Source organism: Nitrospirota bacterium (assembly GCA_020851375.1).
GTDB lineage: Bacteria > Nitrospirota > 9FT-COMBO-42-15 > HDB-SIOI813 > HDB-SIOI813 > RBG-16-43-11.
Genome location: JADZCV010000014.1, coordinates 33,978 through 51,330, shown reverse-complemented (window position 1 = coordinate 51,330; position 17,353 = coordinate 33,978). Strand labels below are relative to the sequence as shown.

At 45.4% G+C, this 17,353-nt stretch carries 16 protein-coding genes; 6 read left to right on the top strand and 10 right to left on the bottom strand.

Translation table 11 applies throughout. From position 1 onward, the window contains the following. Nucleotides 1–2: 2 nt before the first annotated feature. Genes IT393_03220 through IT393_03195 form a run of 6 tightly spaced genes read right to left on the bottom strand, consistent with a single transcriptional unit; the run spans nucleotide 3 to nucleotide 5,059 of the window. A complete protein-coding gene (locus tag IT393_03220) occupies nucleotides 3–680 on the bottom strand; it encodes a heme exporter protein CcmB (protein MCC7201663.1) in 678 nt (225 codons plus the stop codon). Then, a complete protein-coding gene (gene ccmA, locus IT393_03215) occupies nucleotides 667–1,344 on the bottom strand; it encodes a heme ABC exporter ATP-binding protein CcmA (protein ID MCC7201662.1) in 678 nt (225 codons plus the stop codon). Before ccmA ends, IT393_03220 begins: the two co-directional genes overlap by 14 nt. A 6-nt stretch (nucleotides 1,345–1,350) precedes the next feature. Beyond that, a complete protein-coding gene (locus tag IT393_03210) occupies nucleotides 1,351–2,523 on the bottom strand; it encodes a geranylgeranyl reductase family protein (GenBank protein ID MCC7201661.1) in 1,173 nt (390 codons plus the stop codon). Then, nucleotides 2,520–3,284, bottom strand: a complete 765-nt coding sequence (gene lgt, locus IT393_03205; protein ID MCC7201660.1) for a prolipoprotein diacylglyceryl transferase — start codon at nucleotides 3,282–3,284, stop codon at nucleotides 2,520–2,522. Before lgt ends, IT393_03210 begins: the two co-directional genes overlap by 4 nt. Nucleotides 3,285–3,287: 3 nt before the next feature. Then, nucleotides 3,288–4,025, bottom strand: coding sequence for a sulfite exporter TauE/SafE family protein (locus IT393_03200; protein MCC7201659.1), 738 nt, complete (start codon nucleotides 4,023–4,025; stop codon nucleotides 3,288–3,290). Nucleotides 4,026–4,027: 2 nt separating this feature from the next. Then, complete coding sequence (locus tag IT393_03195; protein ID MCC7201658.1) at nucleotides 4,028–5,059, bottom strand: cytochrome c biogenesis protein ResB; 1,032 nt, start codon at nucleotides 5,057–5,059, stop codon at nucleotides 4,028–4,030. A gap of 126 nt (nucleotides 5,060–5,185) precedes the next feature. On the opposite strand from IT393_03195, the gene IT393_03190 reads away from it, so the two are divergent. The 6 genes from IT393_03190 to IT393_03165 all read left to right on the top strand — a co-directional run bounded on the left by IT393_03190 (nucleotide 5,186) and on the right by IT393_03165 (nucleotide 11,556). Next, nucleotides 5,186–6,193 carry an AI-2E family transporter gene (locus IT393_03190; GenBank protein MCC7201657.1) on the top strand — a complete coding sequence of 336 codons (1,008 nt, stop codon included), beginning with the start codon at nucleotides 5,186–5,188 and terminating at the stop codon, nucleotides 6,191–6,193. Between the two features lie 9 nt (nucleotides 6,194–6,202). Then, complete coding sequence (locus IT393_03185; protein MCC7201656.1) at nucleotides 6,203–8,260, top strand: thioredoxin domain-containing protein; 2,058 nt, start codon at nucleotides 6,203–6,205, stop codon at nucleotides 8,258–8,260. Between the two features lie 182 nt (nucleotides 8,261–8,442). After that, the gene (locus tag IT393_03180) at nucleotides 8,443–9,486 is read left to right on the top strand and encodes a porin (GenBank protein ID MCC7201655.1); all 1,044 of its coding nucleotides are present in this window, start codon (nucleotides 8,443–8,445) and stop codon (nucleotides 9,484–9,486) included. 51 nt (nucleotides 9,487–9,537) lie between these two features. Further along, complete coding sequence (locus tag IT393_03175; GenBank protein ID MCC7201654.1) at nucleotides 9,538–9,990, top strand: hypothetical protein; 453 nt, start codon at nucleotides 9,538–9,540, stop codon at nucleotides 9,988–9,990. 35 nt (nucleotides 9,991–10,025) lie between these two features. Further along, complete coding sequence (locus tag IT393_03170) at nucleotides 10,026–11,087, top strand: hypothetical protein (GenBank protein ID MCC7201653.1); 1,062 nt, start codon at nucleotides 10,026–10,028, stop codon at nucleotides 11,085–11,087. A 16-nt stretch (nucleotides 11,088–11,103) separates the two neighbouring features. Continuing rightward, nucleotides 11,104–11,556, top strand: a complete 453-nt coding sequence (locus tag IT393_03165; protein MCC7201652.1) for a hypothetical protein — start codon at nucleotides 11,104–11,106, stop codon at nucleotides 11,554–11,556. A gap of 21 nt (nucleotides 11,557–11,577) precedes the next feature. On the opposite strand, the gene IT393_03160 is transcribed toward IT393_03165, so the two are convergent. From IT393_03160 to sucC, 4 genes are all read right to left on the bottom strand, one after another. Beyond that, nucleotides 11,578–12,408 (bottom strand): radical SAM protein, encoded by an 831-nt coding sequence (locus tag IT393_03160; GenBank protein ID MCC7201651.1) that lies wholly within the window; start codon nucleotides 12,406–12,408, stop codon nucleotides 11,578–11,580. Nucleotides 12,409–12,498: 90 nt separating this feature from the next. Continuing rightward, complete coding sequence (locus tag IT393_03155) at nucleotides 12,499–14,802, bottom strand: vitamin B12-dependent ribonucleotide reductase (GenBank protein MCC7201650.1); 2,304 nt, start codon at nucleotides 14,800–14,802, stop codon at nucleotides 12,499–12,501. A 313-nt stretch (nucleotides 14,803–15,115) separates the two neighbouring features. Continuing rightward, on the bottom strand, nucleotides 15,116–15,991 hold the full coding sequence (gene sucD / locus IT393_03150) for a succinate--CoA ligase subunit alpha (protein MCC7201649.1): 876 nt from the start codon (nucleotides 15,989–15,991) through the stop codon (nucleotides 15,116–15,118). A gap of 27 nt (nucleotides 15,992–16,018) precedes the next feature. Then, complete coding sequence (gene sucC / locus IT393_03145; GenBank protein MCC7201648.1) at nucleotides 16,019–17,188, bottom strand: ADP-forming succinate--CoA ligase subunit beta; 1,170 nt, start codon at nucleotides 17,186–17,188, stop codon at nucleotides 16,019–16,021. Nucleotides 17,189–17,353: the final 165 nt, after the last annotated feature.

Sequence of the window (17,353 nt, the reverse complement as noted above, 5' to 3'; positions counted from 1 at the left end):
ACCTAATCCTCCAGTATAAACTCAAATAACCAGTACGACACAATCAGAAAAACAATATCGAATACAGTAAGCAGCTGCAGCCACTGCTGATAAAGCTTTAGCGGGTCTCCATTCAGCGCGCCCTTCGTTGCCTCAACCGCACCTATAATTACCGGGACAACAAGCGGGAGCAGCATCAGCGGGAACATAACCTCCCTTGCCTTGATCTGAACCGTCATGGCTGAGAGAAGGGTTCCCATGGCCGAAAGGCCAAGCGTGCCAAGGAAACATATTAACATAATCATAGGGATCTGTCCAAGTATGTCGAGGTTAAAAAAGATGATAAACAGGGGGAAAAGGATGATCTCGACAATGAACATAAATAGAAAATTCCCAAGCAGCTTCCCAATGTAGACAGCCCCCTTCGGTATCGGGGCCATAAGTAGGTTTTCCATGCAGTCGTTCTGGGTTTCCACCAGAAAGGATTTCCCCAAACCGATGATTCCTGTGAAACTGAATGCGATCCATAAAATCCCCGGTATTATTTCTGCTGCAATTTCCTGATCCATTGACAGGCTGAAACTGAATATCAGGATTACAATCAGCGCGAAAAAAAACATTGATGAGATGTTTTCACGACTCCGTATCTCGCTTAACAGGTCTTTCCAGACGATCCACCGGATTACTTTAAAAAATATCATGTATCTCTTTCAACAGTTGTACCGGAATCTCGCTGAGTATTCCCTGTGTCAGGACGCCGGCGCGATGGGCTACTTCAGCGGTGCGTGCCCGGTCATGAGTCGTCATAAAGACTGTTCCGCCTGATCTGGTAATTTCACTGAGATAATTATTGACCATCTGCTGTCCCTTTTCATCAAGTGATGCGTATGGTTCATCCATCAGCAGTACCTGTGGCCGGATAAGGATTGATTTTGCAATGGACAGTCGCTTTTTCATCCCTGCAGAAAAATAACGGGTTCTGAGCTCCGAGAATGCACCTATTCCAACCCGGTCGAGTGCGAGCTTAATTTCACGGTCAGATGGGCCTTTCCCGCGGAGGCCGGCAGCAAAACGAATATTTTCGACAGCGCTCAGGTCATCATAGAGATAAGAACCATGGGCTATCAGAAACAATGACTCCCGCACCCTGATTTTCTCGCGGACCCCATCGTGCCCGTCAATTATGAACTGACCACCTGAAGGACGATGGATGGTTGCAAGGATCCTGAGCAGTGTTGTCTTTCCTGCCCCGTTTGGGCCAAAAAGTGCGTAGCATTCACCGGGGTTGATTTCAAGGGAAATGTCCTTCAGTACTTCATAGTGACGGTATGCCTTGCAAATGGAAATGCACTGTATAGCTTTCATAATCAGCTAACGAAACAAACGTACAATACCTTTCTTGATTGCTGTTTTGACAAGCGATCCACCTATGGCCTTTAAATCCTTCATAAATAGCTCATACCTGCTCTTGCCTCTGAGAACATTGAAGTACATCTCTGCGAGCTCCGGCCTCTCAGTCAGTATGTCATACCAGACCCTCGGAAATGCATAAACAAATTGTGAGACCTTCTGCGCTGCCCTGAACTCAGGGTATAACTCATTGCTGAGAAGTTTGTCGTATCTGCTCAGGTCGGTGTTCCCATTGCGAATACTGTCAGATATTACTGATGATGCGAGTTGTGCGCTTCTGATCGCATAATATATCCCCTCTCCGAAAAAAGGGTCTACGAGATTGCCGGCGTCACCGGTCAGAAGGACTCCCCCTTTTGCAAGTAATTGCTGATTCCTGAAGAGGGGGAGCGGGTAGCCCCTGCATGAAAATCTATTTAATCCGGACAATGCAGCATGTCCATTAATAAAGGTATCAAAGAACTCTTTAGGCCTCTTTACGACACCCTTAAATCCTGCGATGCCTACAGACAACATCCCCTTTTTGGGGAAGACCCATGCATACCCGTATGGTATGACCCCAAAATCTATATGTACATAATTTGAATGCTGATCAAGCACTGTCTGGTCTACCTCAATCTCTGCCTCTATTGAGGCGGCTATGGTCCTGACGGATTTTGGGTGAATATATTTGCGTACTGCCCCATTTACTCCGTCAGCCCCAACTACATATCTTCCTGAAAAGGTTTCCCCATTCGTAAATACATCATATCCGGATTTATTATCAGCGATACCCGCCACCTTTTTACCTGTTAGAAGTGTAGCCCCTGCCTTTACAGCCTCATAAGTCAGCCGGGAGTCGAACTTATCACGCATTACCATATACGCCACCGGTTGTTCAGACATGAGGCGGGTGCCCTCTTTATGTCCATAGCTGAAGTATGCGCCGTTGACCGTGGCCTCTATTAGGTCACTGATATCTATGTCAAGGATACGGTTAATCTTAAGTGAAAGGCCGCCTCCGCAGGGTTTGTACCTTGGGAGCTTGTCCCGTTCGAGGATAAGGACACTGTGGCCTGCCTTTGCAAGTTTATAAGCGGCTGTGGCGCCTGCAGGACCGGACCCTGCTACTATAACATCGTATACCTGCATCATAAAGTACTGACTGCTTTGCTCCTGTATCTGTAGAGAATAATTCCCAAAACAATTATTACGACACTAACAGCATGAGGAACTGGTATCAAGTTGAATAATAATAACGAATCTCCCCTGAAGAATTCAAGGAAAAATCTTATTACCCCATATCCTATTAGATAAGTGATAAACAGCTGTCCGTCAAAGGGTGTCTTTTTCCTCATATACCACAAAACCAGAAAGAGTCCGAAGCTCATCAATGATTCATATATCTGTGTCGGGTGAAGCCGTATGCCAGAGGGGGCAATGGAGTCAGGGTTAGTAAAAATTATACCCCATGGAAGGGTTGTGGGTCTGCCAAAGCAGCATCCATTCATGGCGCAGCCTATCCTTCCGATAGCTTGCCCAAGCGCTATCGAAGGTGCAAGAACATCAGTGAATTTCCAGACAGGAAGCCCCTTTTTCCTGCAGTACCAGATACCGGCAAGCACTCCCCCCAGCACTCCGCCGTGAAGCGATAGCCCCCCCTTCCAGATGGCAAGTATCTCCATCGGGTGAGAAATAAACCATAAAAGATCAGCGAAAAGTACATAGTATAGACGCGCCCCTATGATTGCTGCAACAAGGAGATATGAAAGAAGGTCATAGACCACGCCATACTGAAACCCCTTTCTCCTGGCCTCTTTTTCACCGACTATCGCCCCTGCGATAAAGGCAAGGGCAATCATGACCCCATAATATCGTATCTCAATAGAACCTATTTTTATGAGTATAGGGTGCATTTCTTACTCAAGGCTCCACCCGATTCCATGTTTCTGAAACCAGGAAGTGAGATATGTGAATGAATCTGTAAATATCATTATCCCTACAATGATGAGGAATGCCCCGCTAAGAATCGTTATCCACCTCATGTAACGGGAGAGGACCTTAAATGTCGCCAGAAATGAATTTATCGCAAGGGCCGAGATGAAGAGTGGCAGTCCAAGTCCAAGAGAATATACAGCCAGGAGCCCCATGCCTTTAGTGATAGATCCGGTCGTGCTTGCATACAGAAGGATTGAACCGAGTATAGGCCCGACGCATGGTGTCCATCCTGCCGCGAATGCCATTCCTACCAGGAACGAACCTATAAGACCTGCTGGTTTGTTCTCTATATGAAACTTTTTCTGAGCAGACAGGAAGCTTAATTTAATTACACCCATTATGTATAATCCAAACAGTATAATGAGGATGCCGCCTGTTTTCTGAACAATATCCTGGTATGAAAGAAAGACCGCGCCTATATAAGTTGCAGAGGCGCCAAGGAGAACGAATACAGAAGAAAATCCGGCTATAAATGCAAGGGAGTTGGTGATAGTTATATACCGTACCCTGTTTTTTTCTTCAGTTGCTGTAATGTCTTCAAAGGTCAGTCCTGTTATGTAAGTTACAAAAGATGGTACCAGCGGCAGGACACAGGGTGATACAAATGACAGGAATCCTGCTGAAAAAGCAACAAAGACAGATATGTGAGAGTAATCCATTGTCAGCCTCCTCTGGTACGTTGATGCCTTAGTATATCACAAATCAGGTTGTCCATTTCCCTTTCAAATCCTGTAATATCCTTATTTGACAGTCCGCCAATATAAATTACTGAACTGTTTTCAGAAGGTTCGATCCTGACCCAGAGCCTCCTGTGGAATATGAAAAAGGATGTAAAAAGTCCGGCCATCAGAAGGCCGCTCCCCACCCACACAATATTCACACCAGGGTCTTTCGCTATCTGAAGAAGTGCTGCATCATTAAATACATTGCCGCTTTCCCTGCCGGTTATTTGCATAAACTCGCCATCAGAATGATATTCTGTCTTGCCGTAACTGCTCTGATAAAACCATATGCCTTTGTAATGCATAGGTTCATTTACCTGGACAGTTCTGGTCAGAACGGTTATTCCGTTGTCAATGATGGAGAGGGTGCTGAAGTAATCTTTAATCTTGCCATTTTCATAGTAGTCTACCCAGAACTTGTCAAGGACGACTGAGAAGTTACCATGGGGCACATTAACAGGCATGCCTTTATAGACAGGGAGGGGACTCCTGAATCCGGTTGCACTGCTTAATGCAGCCCCTGTCAGAATGAGGAAGATGCTGACATGGCTTATTACCGGCCCAAGTCTGCCTATGGCACCTTTTGTTGCAAACATGGAGATTTTGTCGTGGTAATTTTCAAACCAAATTTTATACTTCCTCTTCCTGAGGGATGCTTCAACTTGTCTGTTTGCTTCATGCACAGTTCCTTCGAAATGTAATGATGTGTGATGCCTGAAGTTCAGTATAAGGTTATGGGTGAAATCGCAATCAACATTAGAATATGTCCTCCATATGGAAGGCAGCCTCTTTGAAAGGCAAACGGCAAGGTTTACAGCCAGCAGCACGAGGAGACCTGAGAACCACCAGCTATGGTAGACGTCGTTTATTTCCTGATCAACAAAAGTTCCTGCTATTGAACCTGCAGCCAACAAAAAAAAGATTGCAACCGCTAATCTGATTGAACTTAAAAAGTTATAAATTTTCCGCACTTACGCGTAGAATAAACCATGAGGTATCTGTTGTCAAGGAAGCCGCCCGAGATGCCGCCTGTGATGATTCATTTGAAATTTAGGATTGTATCTGATACCCTGTTTCCTGTCACCAGGGGGCTGGCTGTGGAGATAGACCGCAAGAAAGTTACCGCCGTAGTCCTTGTTGTTATATCTGTCCTTGTATTATATGGTGCACACCTCGTATTTAAGCCATTCTATAAGGCCATACTCTGGGCAGTGATAGCCGGAGTGACCTTTTGGCCTCTTAATAGAAAACTCAGACTCGTCTTCAGAGGAAAGGGGATGCTAAGTTCACTGATTAGTGTTGCATGTGTGCTCCTCTTTTTCCTTGTACCTTCTGCCTTCATTATAACATCTCTTGTTACACAGGTTTCTTATATGTATGAGAAGGTCTATCCTCAGATCCCTTTTATTTTGGACAGGATATCGCAACTTGTCCCTGTAGAAGATGCAGGCCTGAAAGAAAGTATAATATCTGGTTCAAGAGATGCAGGCAAGTTTATCGCCGGCTATGTGAGTTCAGCGACAGGTGATGCGCTTTCTATCCTGTTTCAGATGAGTGTTGCCGTACTTATATTGTATTTTATTTTCCGGGACGGAGAGAGTTTTATAAAAAAACTCATGGATTCGCCGCTTGTACCTTCAGCGGATGTTGAGATCTTTGTCAGAGAGACAGGGGAAGTCATCAGGGCGGTGATCTATGGAGTAGTCTTCACCGCAATGCTGCAGGGGCTGCTTGGTGGAATAGGCTTCTGGGTTACGGGTCTTCCGGCGCCGGTGCTTTTCGGCGCAATCATGTTTATAACGGCCATTGTCCCCTTTGCAGGCACGGTCATTGTGTGGGGACCAGCGTCCATTTATTTAATTTACTACGGCATGACAGGAAGAGGGATATTCCTGATTATATGGGGAATACTTGCGGTTGGGATGATAGACAATTTTTTAAGGCCATATTTCATAAGCAAGAGGCTCGGATTTCATGTGATCCTGTCATTTATCGGTATAATAGGAGGTATGTCTGCCTTTGGATTTGCAGGGATCTTTTTAGGGCCGCTGCTGCTTACCCTTTTGATAAGATTGATTGAGAAATATTCAGGTCTCAATGCATGAGGATATCCTGTGGTGAATTATAAATACACAAACAGATTGATTAACGAGACCAGCCCGTATCTCCTTCAGCATGCCCACAATCCTGTAGACTGGTATCCGTGGGGGGATGAGGCATTTCAGAAGGCCAGGGCGGACGATATGCCAGTTCTTCTGAGCATAGGATATTCTGCATGCCACTGGTGCCATGTTATGGAGAAGGAGTCTTTTGAAGATGAAAAAATTGCCGGCCTGATGAACAGGTTATTTGTAAATATTAAGGTTGACAGGGAAGAGTTCCCGGATATAGATGAGCTATATCAGTATGCGATGCAAATCCTCGGCAGAGGGGGTGGCTGGCCTTTGACAGTATTTCTTACACCGGAGAGGCAGCCCTTTTTTGGAGGTACATACTTTCCGCCTGAAGAAAGGTATGGACAACAGGCCTTTCCGGATGTCCTTGCCGCAGTCTCGGATGCGTACAAAAGCAGAAAATGGGCGCTGGAAAGTACGATTGAGGATTTGACCGGTGTCTTAAAACGGATTACTTTAAAGAGTCCGTCGGGTGATGGACTGAAGATTGCTGAGGCGGAGTCTGCTGCATCATCTATTCTCAGGGATTATGATCCTTCTCACGGTGGTTTTGGTTCAGCCCCCAAGTTCCCGTCTGCAATACAATTGTCATTGCTCCTCAGGCTATACAGGAGGAATAATGACAGCATGATACTTGAGGCTGCAGAGAAGACACTTCATCAGATGGCTGAAGGCGGAATATACGACCAGCTTGGAGGCGGATTCCACCGTTACTCTGTTGACGAAAGGTGGCAGATACCTCATTTTGAAAAAATGCTCTATGATAATGCGATAATCTCAAGGATTTACCTTGATGTCTTTAAGATTACCAAAAATCCATTTTACAGGCGAATTGCCGAAGAAACCCTTAATTATCTGCTGCGTGATATGAAACATCCTGAGGGGGGATTCTTTGCGTCTGAGGATGCTGACAGTGAAGGGGTGGAAGGAAAATTCTATGTCTGGTCCCAGGATGAGATATCAGCATGCCTTGGTGAGGATTCGGATGTGGTGATTAGATATTTCGGAGTTACAGATGAAGGAAATATTGAGGGTGGAAACGTATTGCATGTTGACAGGGGGCTGAAGGCCCTCGCCCATGAATTTGACAGACCGGACAATGAGCTCCTTTGCATAATTGCAAAAGGAAAAGAGAAACTGTTTGCAGAGCGGGGGGTGAGGGAGAGGCCATTTCAGGATACAAAGGTGATAACAAGCTGGAACGGACTGGCAATATCTGCCTTTGCTGATGCGTACAGGACTACAGGTCTCAATCAATATCTTGATGTTGCTGTAAGATCATCCGATTTTATTATATCCAATTTATGGTTAAGGGATGGTAGACTCCTTCATGTCTGGAAGGATGGGTCGGCAAAGATCAGCGGAAACCTGGATGATTATGCATTCCTTGCGTCAGCTCTCATTGATATGTTTGAGGTGACTTTTGATCGAAAATATCTCCAATTGGCGGAAGAAATGACAGATTCGATGATTAATATCTTCATGGATCATGACGGTGGTGGTTTTTTCAGTGCAGCAGCTGATCCTGACAGACTGTTTTACAGGCTTAAGACAGGCACTGATCAGTCAATACCTTCCGGAAATGGAATTGCTGCCATGAATCTGCTGAGGCTTTCTCTATACAGGGATAACATAAGGTACAAGGCATTGGCTGAGGAGACGATAAGGCTGTATTACAATGAAGCTTTATCGTCTCCCTTTAAGTATGCCTCAATACTTTCGTCTGCCATGTTTAATCTTGCTTGTGTTACAGAGGTTACTGTCATTGGAAACAGAGACAGCGAAAGAGCAAAGATGATGTTGAGTAAAATAAGAGAGTCGTATGCCCCTGAAATGGTAATTTTTCTTATTGATGAGACAAATCAGGGGGAAGAATGCGCACCTCAATTTTCAAGAGGCAAGCGTCAGGAGACTGGAAAAGTCACTGTCTACATTTGTAAAGACTTTGCGTGTTCTCCACCCCTCACTGAACCGGATACCTTAGAATCGTTTTTGTGAGTCCACAATAGAGCTGCTTGCTGCAGCATAGCTGGTCAATAATGTGCTTAATTGACGTAGTGTCATGACATATTCTAATTTATTGATTTTTTTCATTAAATCGGGTTATTGTGTTGAATGATTTTTGTTGAATTTGATATTTTAGTTGTGTTAGAAATAATTGAGGAGGAAAGCGCATGAAAATGATTGCACAAATTGTCTCATTGCTGGCACTGATATTTGTTGCTGGTCTTCCCTGTGTTTATGCCTTTGAATTTAAAGGGTTTGCCGATGTTTCCTTCACAAAGAGCACCAAAGATGCTGATGCGCATAGAAACGGGGATTTTGCCTTTGGTTCCCTTGATCTGTATGTAGCGGAGGTTGTGGAAGATGTGGAAATATTGATTGAGACATTAATTGAAGAAGGTGATGAACTGGATATTGAGCGGCTTACGATTGGATATACCTTTAATGATGCAGCAAAGCTTCGTATGGGCAGGTTTCATACTCCTCTTGGTTTCTGGAATACTGCCTATCATCATGGTGTCCAGCTTCAGCCAACGATTGAAAGGCCGAAGTTTCTGACATTCGACGATGCCGGAGGCATCCTTCCCACTCACGTTGTAGGCGTGAATCTGCTGGGCCGTGTGAATACGAGGGCAGGTGCTGTAGACTATTCTGCTATGCTGGGCAACGGACCCATGATTGACCTGGGCAAAGCTGTGCTTACCCCAAACAATACTTCTGACAATAACATTGGCAAGTCGGCGGCCTTTAATGTTTCCATATCGCCGTCTGTGATAGCAGGGCTGAAGCTTGGTGTCTCCGGACATATTGCTGAGGTAACCAGTAATGATGATCCTGTTACTATAGACGTTGACCAGACAATATATGCCCTGTCCGCAGTCTATACAAAAGGCCCCCTTGGTATGGCTGCAGAGTACTTCAGGATTGAAGATAAAAGTAAATCGGCGGGTGATTTTACGAACACGGCCTATTACGGATTGATAAAATATTCGATAAAAGAGAAGTGGGAGCCTTACTTAATGTATGAAAAGCTTTCAGTTGGAGACGATGATCCCTATATGAGTGTATTACAGGCAGGCATAGATAATAAAGAAATGACCCTGGGGCTGCGCTATAACATTAGCTACAGGAGCTCCTTGAAGGGGGAATACAGAAATATCATTGATGAGGGTGGAAAAGACTGGGACGAAGTTGCACTGCAGTGGGCCCTTGCATTTTAGCTGATCCTGGTTGATGGCTTAGATATACGGTTTGCAAACAGGAGGGTATAAATGACTAATGTTAAATTTGGTCTTTTGTCCGGACTTATTATATTGCTGTTGTCAGGGACGATCTATGCAAGTGCCTACGCGAGGGAACTTGCTATCATAGCCAATAAAGATTACCCATCTGATTCAATCTCTGCCACTACTGTAAAAGATATTTACCTTGGCGAAAAGACATCGGAAAGGGGAATAAAAATAAAACCCATGGAGCAGAGGGATGAGGAGATAAAGTCCAGGTTTATAGAAAGGGTTCTGGGTAGTTCAATGGACGGATATAAGGCTTACTGGATAAAGAAATTTTTTCAGGAAGGTGTGATGCCGCCTGCAGTAAAAGGGACACCCTCTGAGGTGCTTACTGTGATCAGTCAGACCAAAGGGGCTGTCGGCTATATCTGGATTGATGATGTTAAGAAGGACTCAGGGGTAAAGGTATTATTAAAGATAGAGGTAGGGAATTAATTGATGCAGTATGCCAAAGAGAGAACGGAGAAGATATGAGGCGAGTTTTGCAGGCATTCATTATGGTTATCACTATTTCCGCACAGGCTTTTTCCGTCAGCCATGCCTTTGAGTTTAAGGGGTTTGCCGATACCTCTTTAACCAAGAGTACAAAGGATGCAGACAGCGACAGGTACAGAAACGGCAGTTTTGCTTTTGGCGCAGTTGATCTTTATTTTGCAGAATCACTGGATGAAGTGGAGCTCCTTTCGGAGTTGATAGTGACTACCACAGGTAGTATAAATGCAGAGAGGCTTTACCTGGGCTATGTTTTCAGTGATCAACTGAAATTACGGGTTGGCAGGTTCCATACACCACTCGGTTTCTGGAATACATCGTACCACCATGGGAAACAACTCCAGCCCACAATCCTGAGGCCGGAGGCGCTCAGGTTCGAGTTCGAAGGGGGCATCTTTCCTGCTCACTCAGTTGGAGCCTGGGTTACCGGACGTTCAAGGACTTCAGCCGGGTTGCTGGAATATGGTATCCAGGTTGCCAACGGGCCAAAGATTGTATTGTCAGGCAGTAATAAGGTGCTTAATCCTAATAATACCTCTGATAATAATATTGGGAAGGCCGTCAGTTTTAATGCTGCCATATGTCCGGTTATGATAGAGGACCTCAAGGTTGGCGTGTCAGGCCATTTTTCCAGAGTGAAAGATGATACTGCAACGCCCCCCTTAATGGCTGATGTCAATCAGGAAATATATGTAGCTGCCTTTACATATTCTCCGGGTAATGTCAATTTGGCGGGAGAGTATTTTAACATTGGCAACCGAGCAGAATCAGATAAGAACTACAACAGTAGCGCGTATTTTGGGTTGATCACATATAATCTTACAGAAAAATGGGTTCCGTATATTTTATATGATAAAATGTTAATAAATGAAAGTGATCCATATTTTCAGACACTTAATACTAAGGATGTTACCAAAACCACGCTCGGGGTCAGGTATAATATTTCCTACATGAGTTCTTTAAAAGGAGAGGTTAGGGCTGTTAAAAGGGATAACAAAGACTGGAATGAATTTGCGTTACAGTGGGCCATTGCCTTTTAGCGAACCTGGTGTTTAGATGAAAGATGCAAAATTCATATTTGTTGCCGGATCAACCGCATTGATTTTGTCAGTTATTCTCTGTGCAGATGTCTTTGCTCGGGAACTCGCCGTTATAGCAAACAGAGAATATCCAATGAATTCAATCTCTGTCTCTGTTGTGAAGGATATATATTTGGGTGAAAAGACAATAGACGGGAATATTAAGATTAGACCCATGGAGCAAAGAGATGAGGCAATCAGGAAAATGTTTATAGAAAGGGTGATGGGGAGTACTATTGATGGGTATAAGGCATACTGGATAAAGAAGTTTTTCCAGGAGGGCATTATGCCGCCCGCAGCCAAAGGGACATCTTCTGAGATGATTCAGGCTATTATGAAAACCGCCGGGGCTCTTGGTTATGCCTGGATAGATGATGTCAGAAATGAAGCAGGGATTAAGGTGTTAATGAAGATGGAAGTTGGGAATTAAGTTTAACGTATTAAATTGAAGTCAGGGGAATATCTCTGCAGTCAAACCTGTGGTTTCCCTGACCTCCAGTGCAATTGAATCAAGCTCACCCTCTGTCAGGGGGGTGACATATTTTTCGGCAGGCGGTCTTGCTACAGTGTATAACTGCACCAGGCGTATCCTCCCGCCATGATCCACTATCTCTTTCAGCCTTTTACAATATAAAGTGATCTCATCAGGGGGAGGAGGCGTACCCTCAATCCTGCAGAAACAGCTTTGGATGACGACAGGATGTTTCCTTGATGTCAGGATTATATTGCCCAGTATATCTGAATACTCAATGTTGCTTCGTGATATCTTCCTGAAGAAATCCTCACTGCCTGCATCCAGCTTGGCCCATACCTCTCCGTTGTATCTGTACATCAGGTCCACTGCATCCTGAACCTTTAAACGGTTCAGACAGGAGGCATTTGTTATCAGCACGAGCCTGGTTTCATCCTGTTTGACCTTAATGATCTCTTCAACAACTTCGTAGAAATTTGTAAAAGTAGTGGGTTCTGCGTCGCCGGAAAGCGCAATGTCCGAGAGGTGTCTTAATTCTATTGGTATCTTGTCAAACGGTTCTATGGAATACAATCTGCCGGAAATTACTGAATCAATAGTCTCTTTTAACTCTGTGCTGATGCATTTGATATCTACCTTTAATTGAGGGACGTAACTGGTCCGGTCAACCTGACAATAGATACAGTCAAAGTTACACACCCTGTCAGGATTGAGGTTTATACCTATAGATATACCCCTGGACCTTCTCGAAAGGACAGCATAGACATACTTGTTCCGTGCAAAGGTGCGGCTATGGTCTGCATACAACATATTCTCAGAATAGCCTGTCAGGACAAGCAGTGTCAAGCCTGGAAGAAAAGAGGAAAGGAGATAAATCTGACCCTCTTTTCCCTGGTTAGCTTAGTAGCACTTGGAGTGGCCGCAGAAATGGCACTTCTCACACCCTTCTGAGAACTCCATCTCGCATCCGCAATCAGGACATGCAGACCCAATACGCCTGTCAAACTGAAAATTCACTTCAGGCCCGGCATTTTCCTGTTTAGCCATCATGTACTCAAGCACTGCCTTTGAAATCGCATCAGCGCATGAGTGAATTATGTTCTTGCCAAGTCCATACGGTTGATTGCATCTTATGCCGATCAACTGTCTTATAATGGATTGTGGTGATACGCCGCTCCTGAATGCAAGGGATATAAGCCTTCCAATAGCCTCATTCTGGGAGCCCTCACACCCGCCTGCCTTTCCCATGTTGCAAAACACCTCAAAGGGCCTTCCGTCTTCATCTTCATTGATAGTTACATAAAGGTCGCCGCAGGATGTCTTCATCTTATTTGTAACGCCGGTTGTGGTCTTGGGCCTTGGTCTTGGTTCGATAACAGGAAGCGACGGCCTGGTCTCCCTGCGGTCATCCTGCTGAGTAATTTCCGGCGCCTGTTTGATATTTATCTCTGTCCTGGCCTTGTCCCCACTCTTTCCTACATTCATTACCTGTTCAGAGCGGCTGCCATCCCTGTATACTGTAATCCCTTTACAGCCGAGTTTATAGGCGAGGACATAGGCGTCTTTAACATCATCTATTGTGGCGCCTAAAGGCATATTGATTGTTTTTGAAACCGCGCTGTCCGTGTATTCCTGGAATGCAGACTGCATACGTACATGCCATTCGGACGAAACATCATGGGCCGTAGCAAAAATAGTCTGCCATTTTGCCGGTACTTCGCTAATCCCCCGTACCGATCCATGGTTTGCTATTATCTTATTGATAAGCTCTTCGCTCCAGAATCCCTCAGACATGGCGGTTTCTATGAATGATTCCTGAACATATGGAAGGTGCTCTCCTCCCATTACATTCTTATACCATATAAGACTGAACTCAGGTTCACAACCTCCGGATGTGTCTGCAATCATGCTAAGAGTCCCTGTAGGGGCGACTGTAGTAATATAGGCATTTCTGAGCCTCTTCCCCTGTTTCTCATATGCTGAGCCCTTCCAGTTGGGGAATACACCACGTCTGTCCGACACCCTCTCTGACTCACTGTGTCCCATGTCCCTGATAAACCGCATTACATTGCGGGCGCACTCTATCCCTTCTGTTGAGTCATATGCTATTCCAAGTTTATAGAGCATCCTTGCAAAACCCATTACCCCAAGGCCTATCTTACGATTTGCCTTTGTAACCTCCTCTATCTGTGAAATAGGGTAGTGGTTCATATCAATAACATTATCGAGGAAGTGAACCGATGTTCTGACTGTCCGCTCAAGCCTGTCCCAGTCAACAACAGCCCTCCCATCCATGTGGGTTACATGAACCTCAAGATTTATACTGCCGAGGTTGCAGGACTCAAACGGGATAAGAGGCTGTTCGCCGCATGGGTTTGTAGCCTCTATGCCGCCTGCGTGTGGAGTCGGGTTTGCCCTGTTTGTCGTATCTATGAAAAACAGCCCCGGCTCTCCGTTTTTCCATGCGTTATTTGCTATCTTGTCAAATATCTCCCTTGCGCGGAGTTTTGAGACCGGCTCCCCTGTCCTCGGACTTAACAGGTCATACAACTCATCTTTTGCAACAGCCTCCATGAATTTATCAGTAACAGCCACACTTATATTGAAGTTTGTCACATCACTCTCATTGATCTTACAATCTATGAATTCTGTTATATCAGGGTGGTCTACCCTCAGTATGCCCATATTTGCACCGCGCCTTGTTCCACCCTGCTTTACAGCCTCAGTTGCATGGTTAAATACCTTCATAAACGAGATAGGGCCTGAGGCAATGCCGCCTGTAGTACGAACCACATCGTTCTTTGGTCTCAGCCTTGAAAAGGAGAAGCCAGTCCCGCCTCCGGACTTGTGTATGATAGCGGCCTGCTTTACGGATTCAAATATTCCATCCATGGAATCTTCTATAGGAAGGACAAAGCATGCAGATAACTGCTGAAGTTCCCTGCCCGCGTTCATCAGAGTGGGTGAGTTTGGCAGGAATTCCTTTTTAACCATGAGCTGGTAGAACTTTTCCTCACTCTGTGCCGCACCTGCATTGCTGTCATAGATGAAGTCTGCCTGGGCTATGTTCCGCGCAACCCTCCTGAACATCTCTGCAGGTGTTTCTGTTACCTGTCCCTTGTCATTCTTTGCAAGGTACCTTTTCTCAAGGACTTTGATTGCGTTCTGGGAAAAAACCGGGGCTAAAACTTCTCTTGTGGGCATAAGAGACCTCCTGTAAAAGAAAATAGATTAATTTATGAAAAAATATGTGGGTGCTCGCGCTCAGAATAGTTAAAAAATCAAATCCTAAAATGCGAAAAAAAGTTTACACCTGTTTGGATTTCTTGTCAAGGGGAAAAAACTACATATTGCGATTTATTTATTCGATATACCCATTATTTTGTGGATACATGGTGGAAAATGTGCGGATAATCTGTGGATAGGTTGTGGAAAAATATGCAGCGCCGGCCTGTCTGGCCGGCTTTCAATGAGGTAATTAAGCACGGGGTTATTTTATTTGTCCTATTATGTGATATTACGATTTCTGAAGTGACTCAGCTACTGTCTGACCGATTAAGGCCGGGTTACGCACGACATTAATGCCGGCCTTTTCCATGGCAGCCATCTTTTCTGATGCTGTCCCTTTTCCGCCGGATATAATGGCGCCTGCGTGTCCCATGCGCCTTCCTGGTGGTGCCGTGATGCCTGCAATAAAGCCGATCACAGGCTTTGAGACATTACTCCTGATAAATTCTGCAGCATGCTCCTCTGCGTCGCCGCCGATCTCACCTATCATGACAATGGCATCTGTCTCTTTGTCGTTCTGGAACATCTCAAGGAGGTCAATGAAGTTTGTTCCATTGACAGGGTCACCTCCGATACCAATGCAGGTTGATTGCCCTAGGCCGACCTTTGTTATCTGCCACACCGCCTCATAAGTAAGTGTGCCGCTTCTTGATATGACACCAACGCGTCCCTTTTTATGGATGAAGCCGGGCATTATCCCTATCTTGCATTCCTCGGGTGTGATAATGCCGGGACAATTGGGTCCGATAAGCCTGCTGTTCCTTCCAGCCATGAATCTCTTTACCTGCACCATATCATTGACAGGGATCCCTTCAGTAATACAGACCACAAGCGGGATGCCTGCATCAACAGACTCCATGATGGCATCTCCTGCAAATCCGGGAGGAACAAAGATCATTGAGACATTGGGTTTCGTTGCTGCAACTGCCTCACTCACGGTATTGAATACAGGCACACCCTCAAAATCCATGCCCCCTTTGCCCGGGGTAACTCCGGCAACTATATTGGTGCCATACTCCATGCAGGCACTCGTGTGGAATGAACCCTCCTTGCCTGTGATCCCCTGTACCATAAGCCGTGTAGATTTATTGACAAGTATACTCATTTTGATATCCTCTCATTAATTTACAGATTATTTACTGCTTCCAGCCAGCTTAACGATCTTCTGTGCCCCTTCCCATATGGTGGATGCGACCTCGAGGTTCAGTCCCGAACTCCGGAGCATCTCAAGCCCTTCCTTCGCATTGGTACCATCCAGCCTTACAACAAGCGGCACTGTGAGTTTTACCTCTTTCGCAGCTTCCATGATGCCGCCGGCAATCCTCTCGCAGCGAACTATCCCGCCGAATATGTTAACGAATACACCTTTGACGTTCTTATCTGCAAGGAGTATCTGAAAGGCGTGCTTTACTGTCTCTTTTGATGCGCCGCCGCCTACATCGAGGAAGTTTGCCGGCTCACTCCCTGCGAGCTTTATAACATCCATCGTTGCCATTGCAAGCCCGGCACCGTTTACCATACAGCCTATGTTGCCGTTTAACTTGACATAGTTCAGCCCGTGTTTTGATGCCTCAATCTCAAGCTCTTCTTCCTCATCAAGGTCACGGAATGCCTTGATGTCCTCGTGCCTGAACAATGAATTGTCGTCGAAGCTGATTTTTGCATCGAGTGCAATTAGCCTGTTGTCCTTTGTAATGACAAGGGGGTTTATTTCAACGAGTGATGCCCCTTTTTCCACAAACAACCTGTACAGCTTCCCTGCCATTGATACAAACTGCTTAATGATATCCGGCTCCAGGCCAAGTTTGAAGGCCATATTGCGGCCGTTGAACTGCTGGAAGCCGGCACAGGGGTCAATGTATTCTTTAATGACCTTCTCCGGTGTCCGTGCCGCAACCTCTTCTATCTCCATCCCGCCTTCGAGGCTTGTAATGAAGACAGGCCGGCTGTATGTCCTGTCCACGAGGAGACTCAGGTAAAGCTCCTTCGCGATATTGACACCCTCTTCAACCAGCAACTTCCTGACACACCTGCCTTCAGGGCCTGTCTGATGGGTTACAAGCACCTTGCCCAAAATCTCATTGGCGAACTTTCCGACATCCTTCTTATCTTTGGCAAGCTTGACGCCGCCTGCCTTTCCCCTTCCACCAGCGTGTATCTGGGCCTTGACAACAGCAACATCAGTCTTGATTTCCTTGGCAACCTGCTCAGCCTCATCAACAGAGTATACGGCCTTTCCAAAAGGGACCGGTATCCCGTATTGCGAAAATAACGACTTTGCCTGAAACTCATGAATGTTCATATTTTACTCCTGTTGTCTCTTCCCAATTGAGATGGGAAATATTGGGATTAACCGCTTCCTGTGAGGGCAGATATTATCATTTGTACTGGAAGAAATCAAGAGGATTTGGGGGCGGGGGTGATGCCTGGATAAGTAGGCAAATCACCCCCTCTTGATTGTATTGTT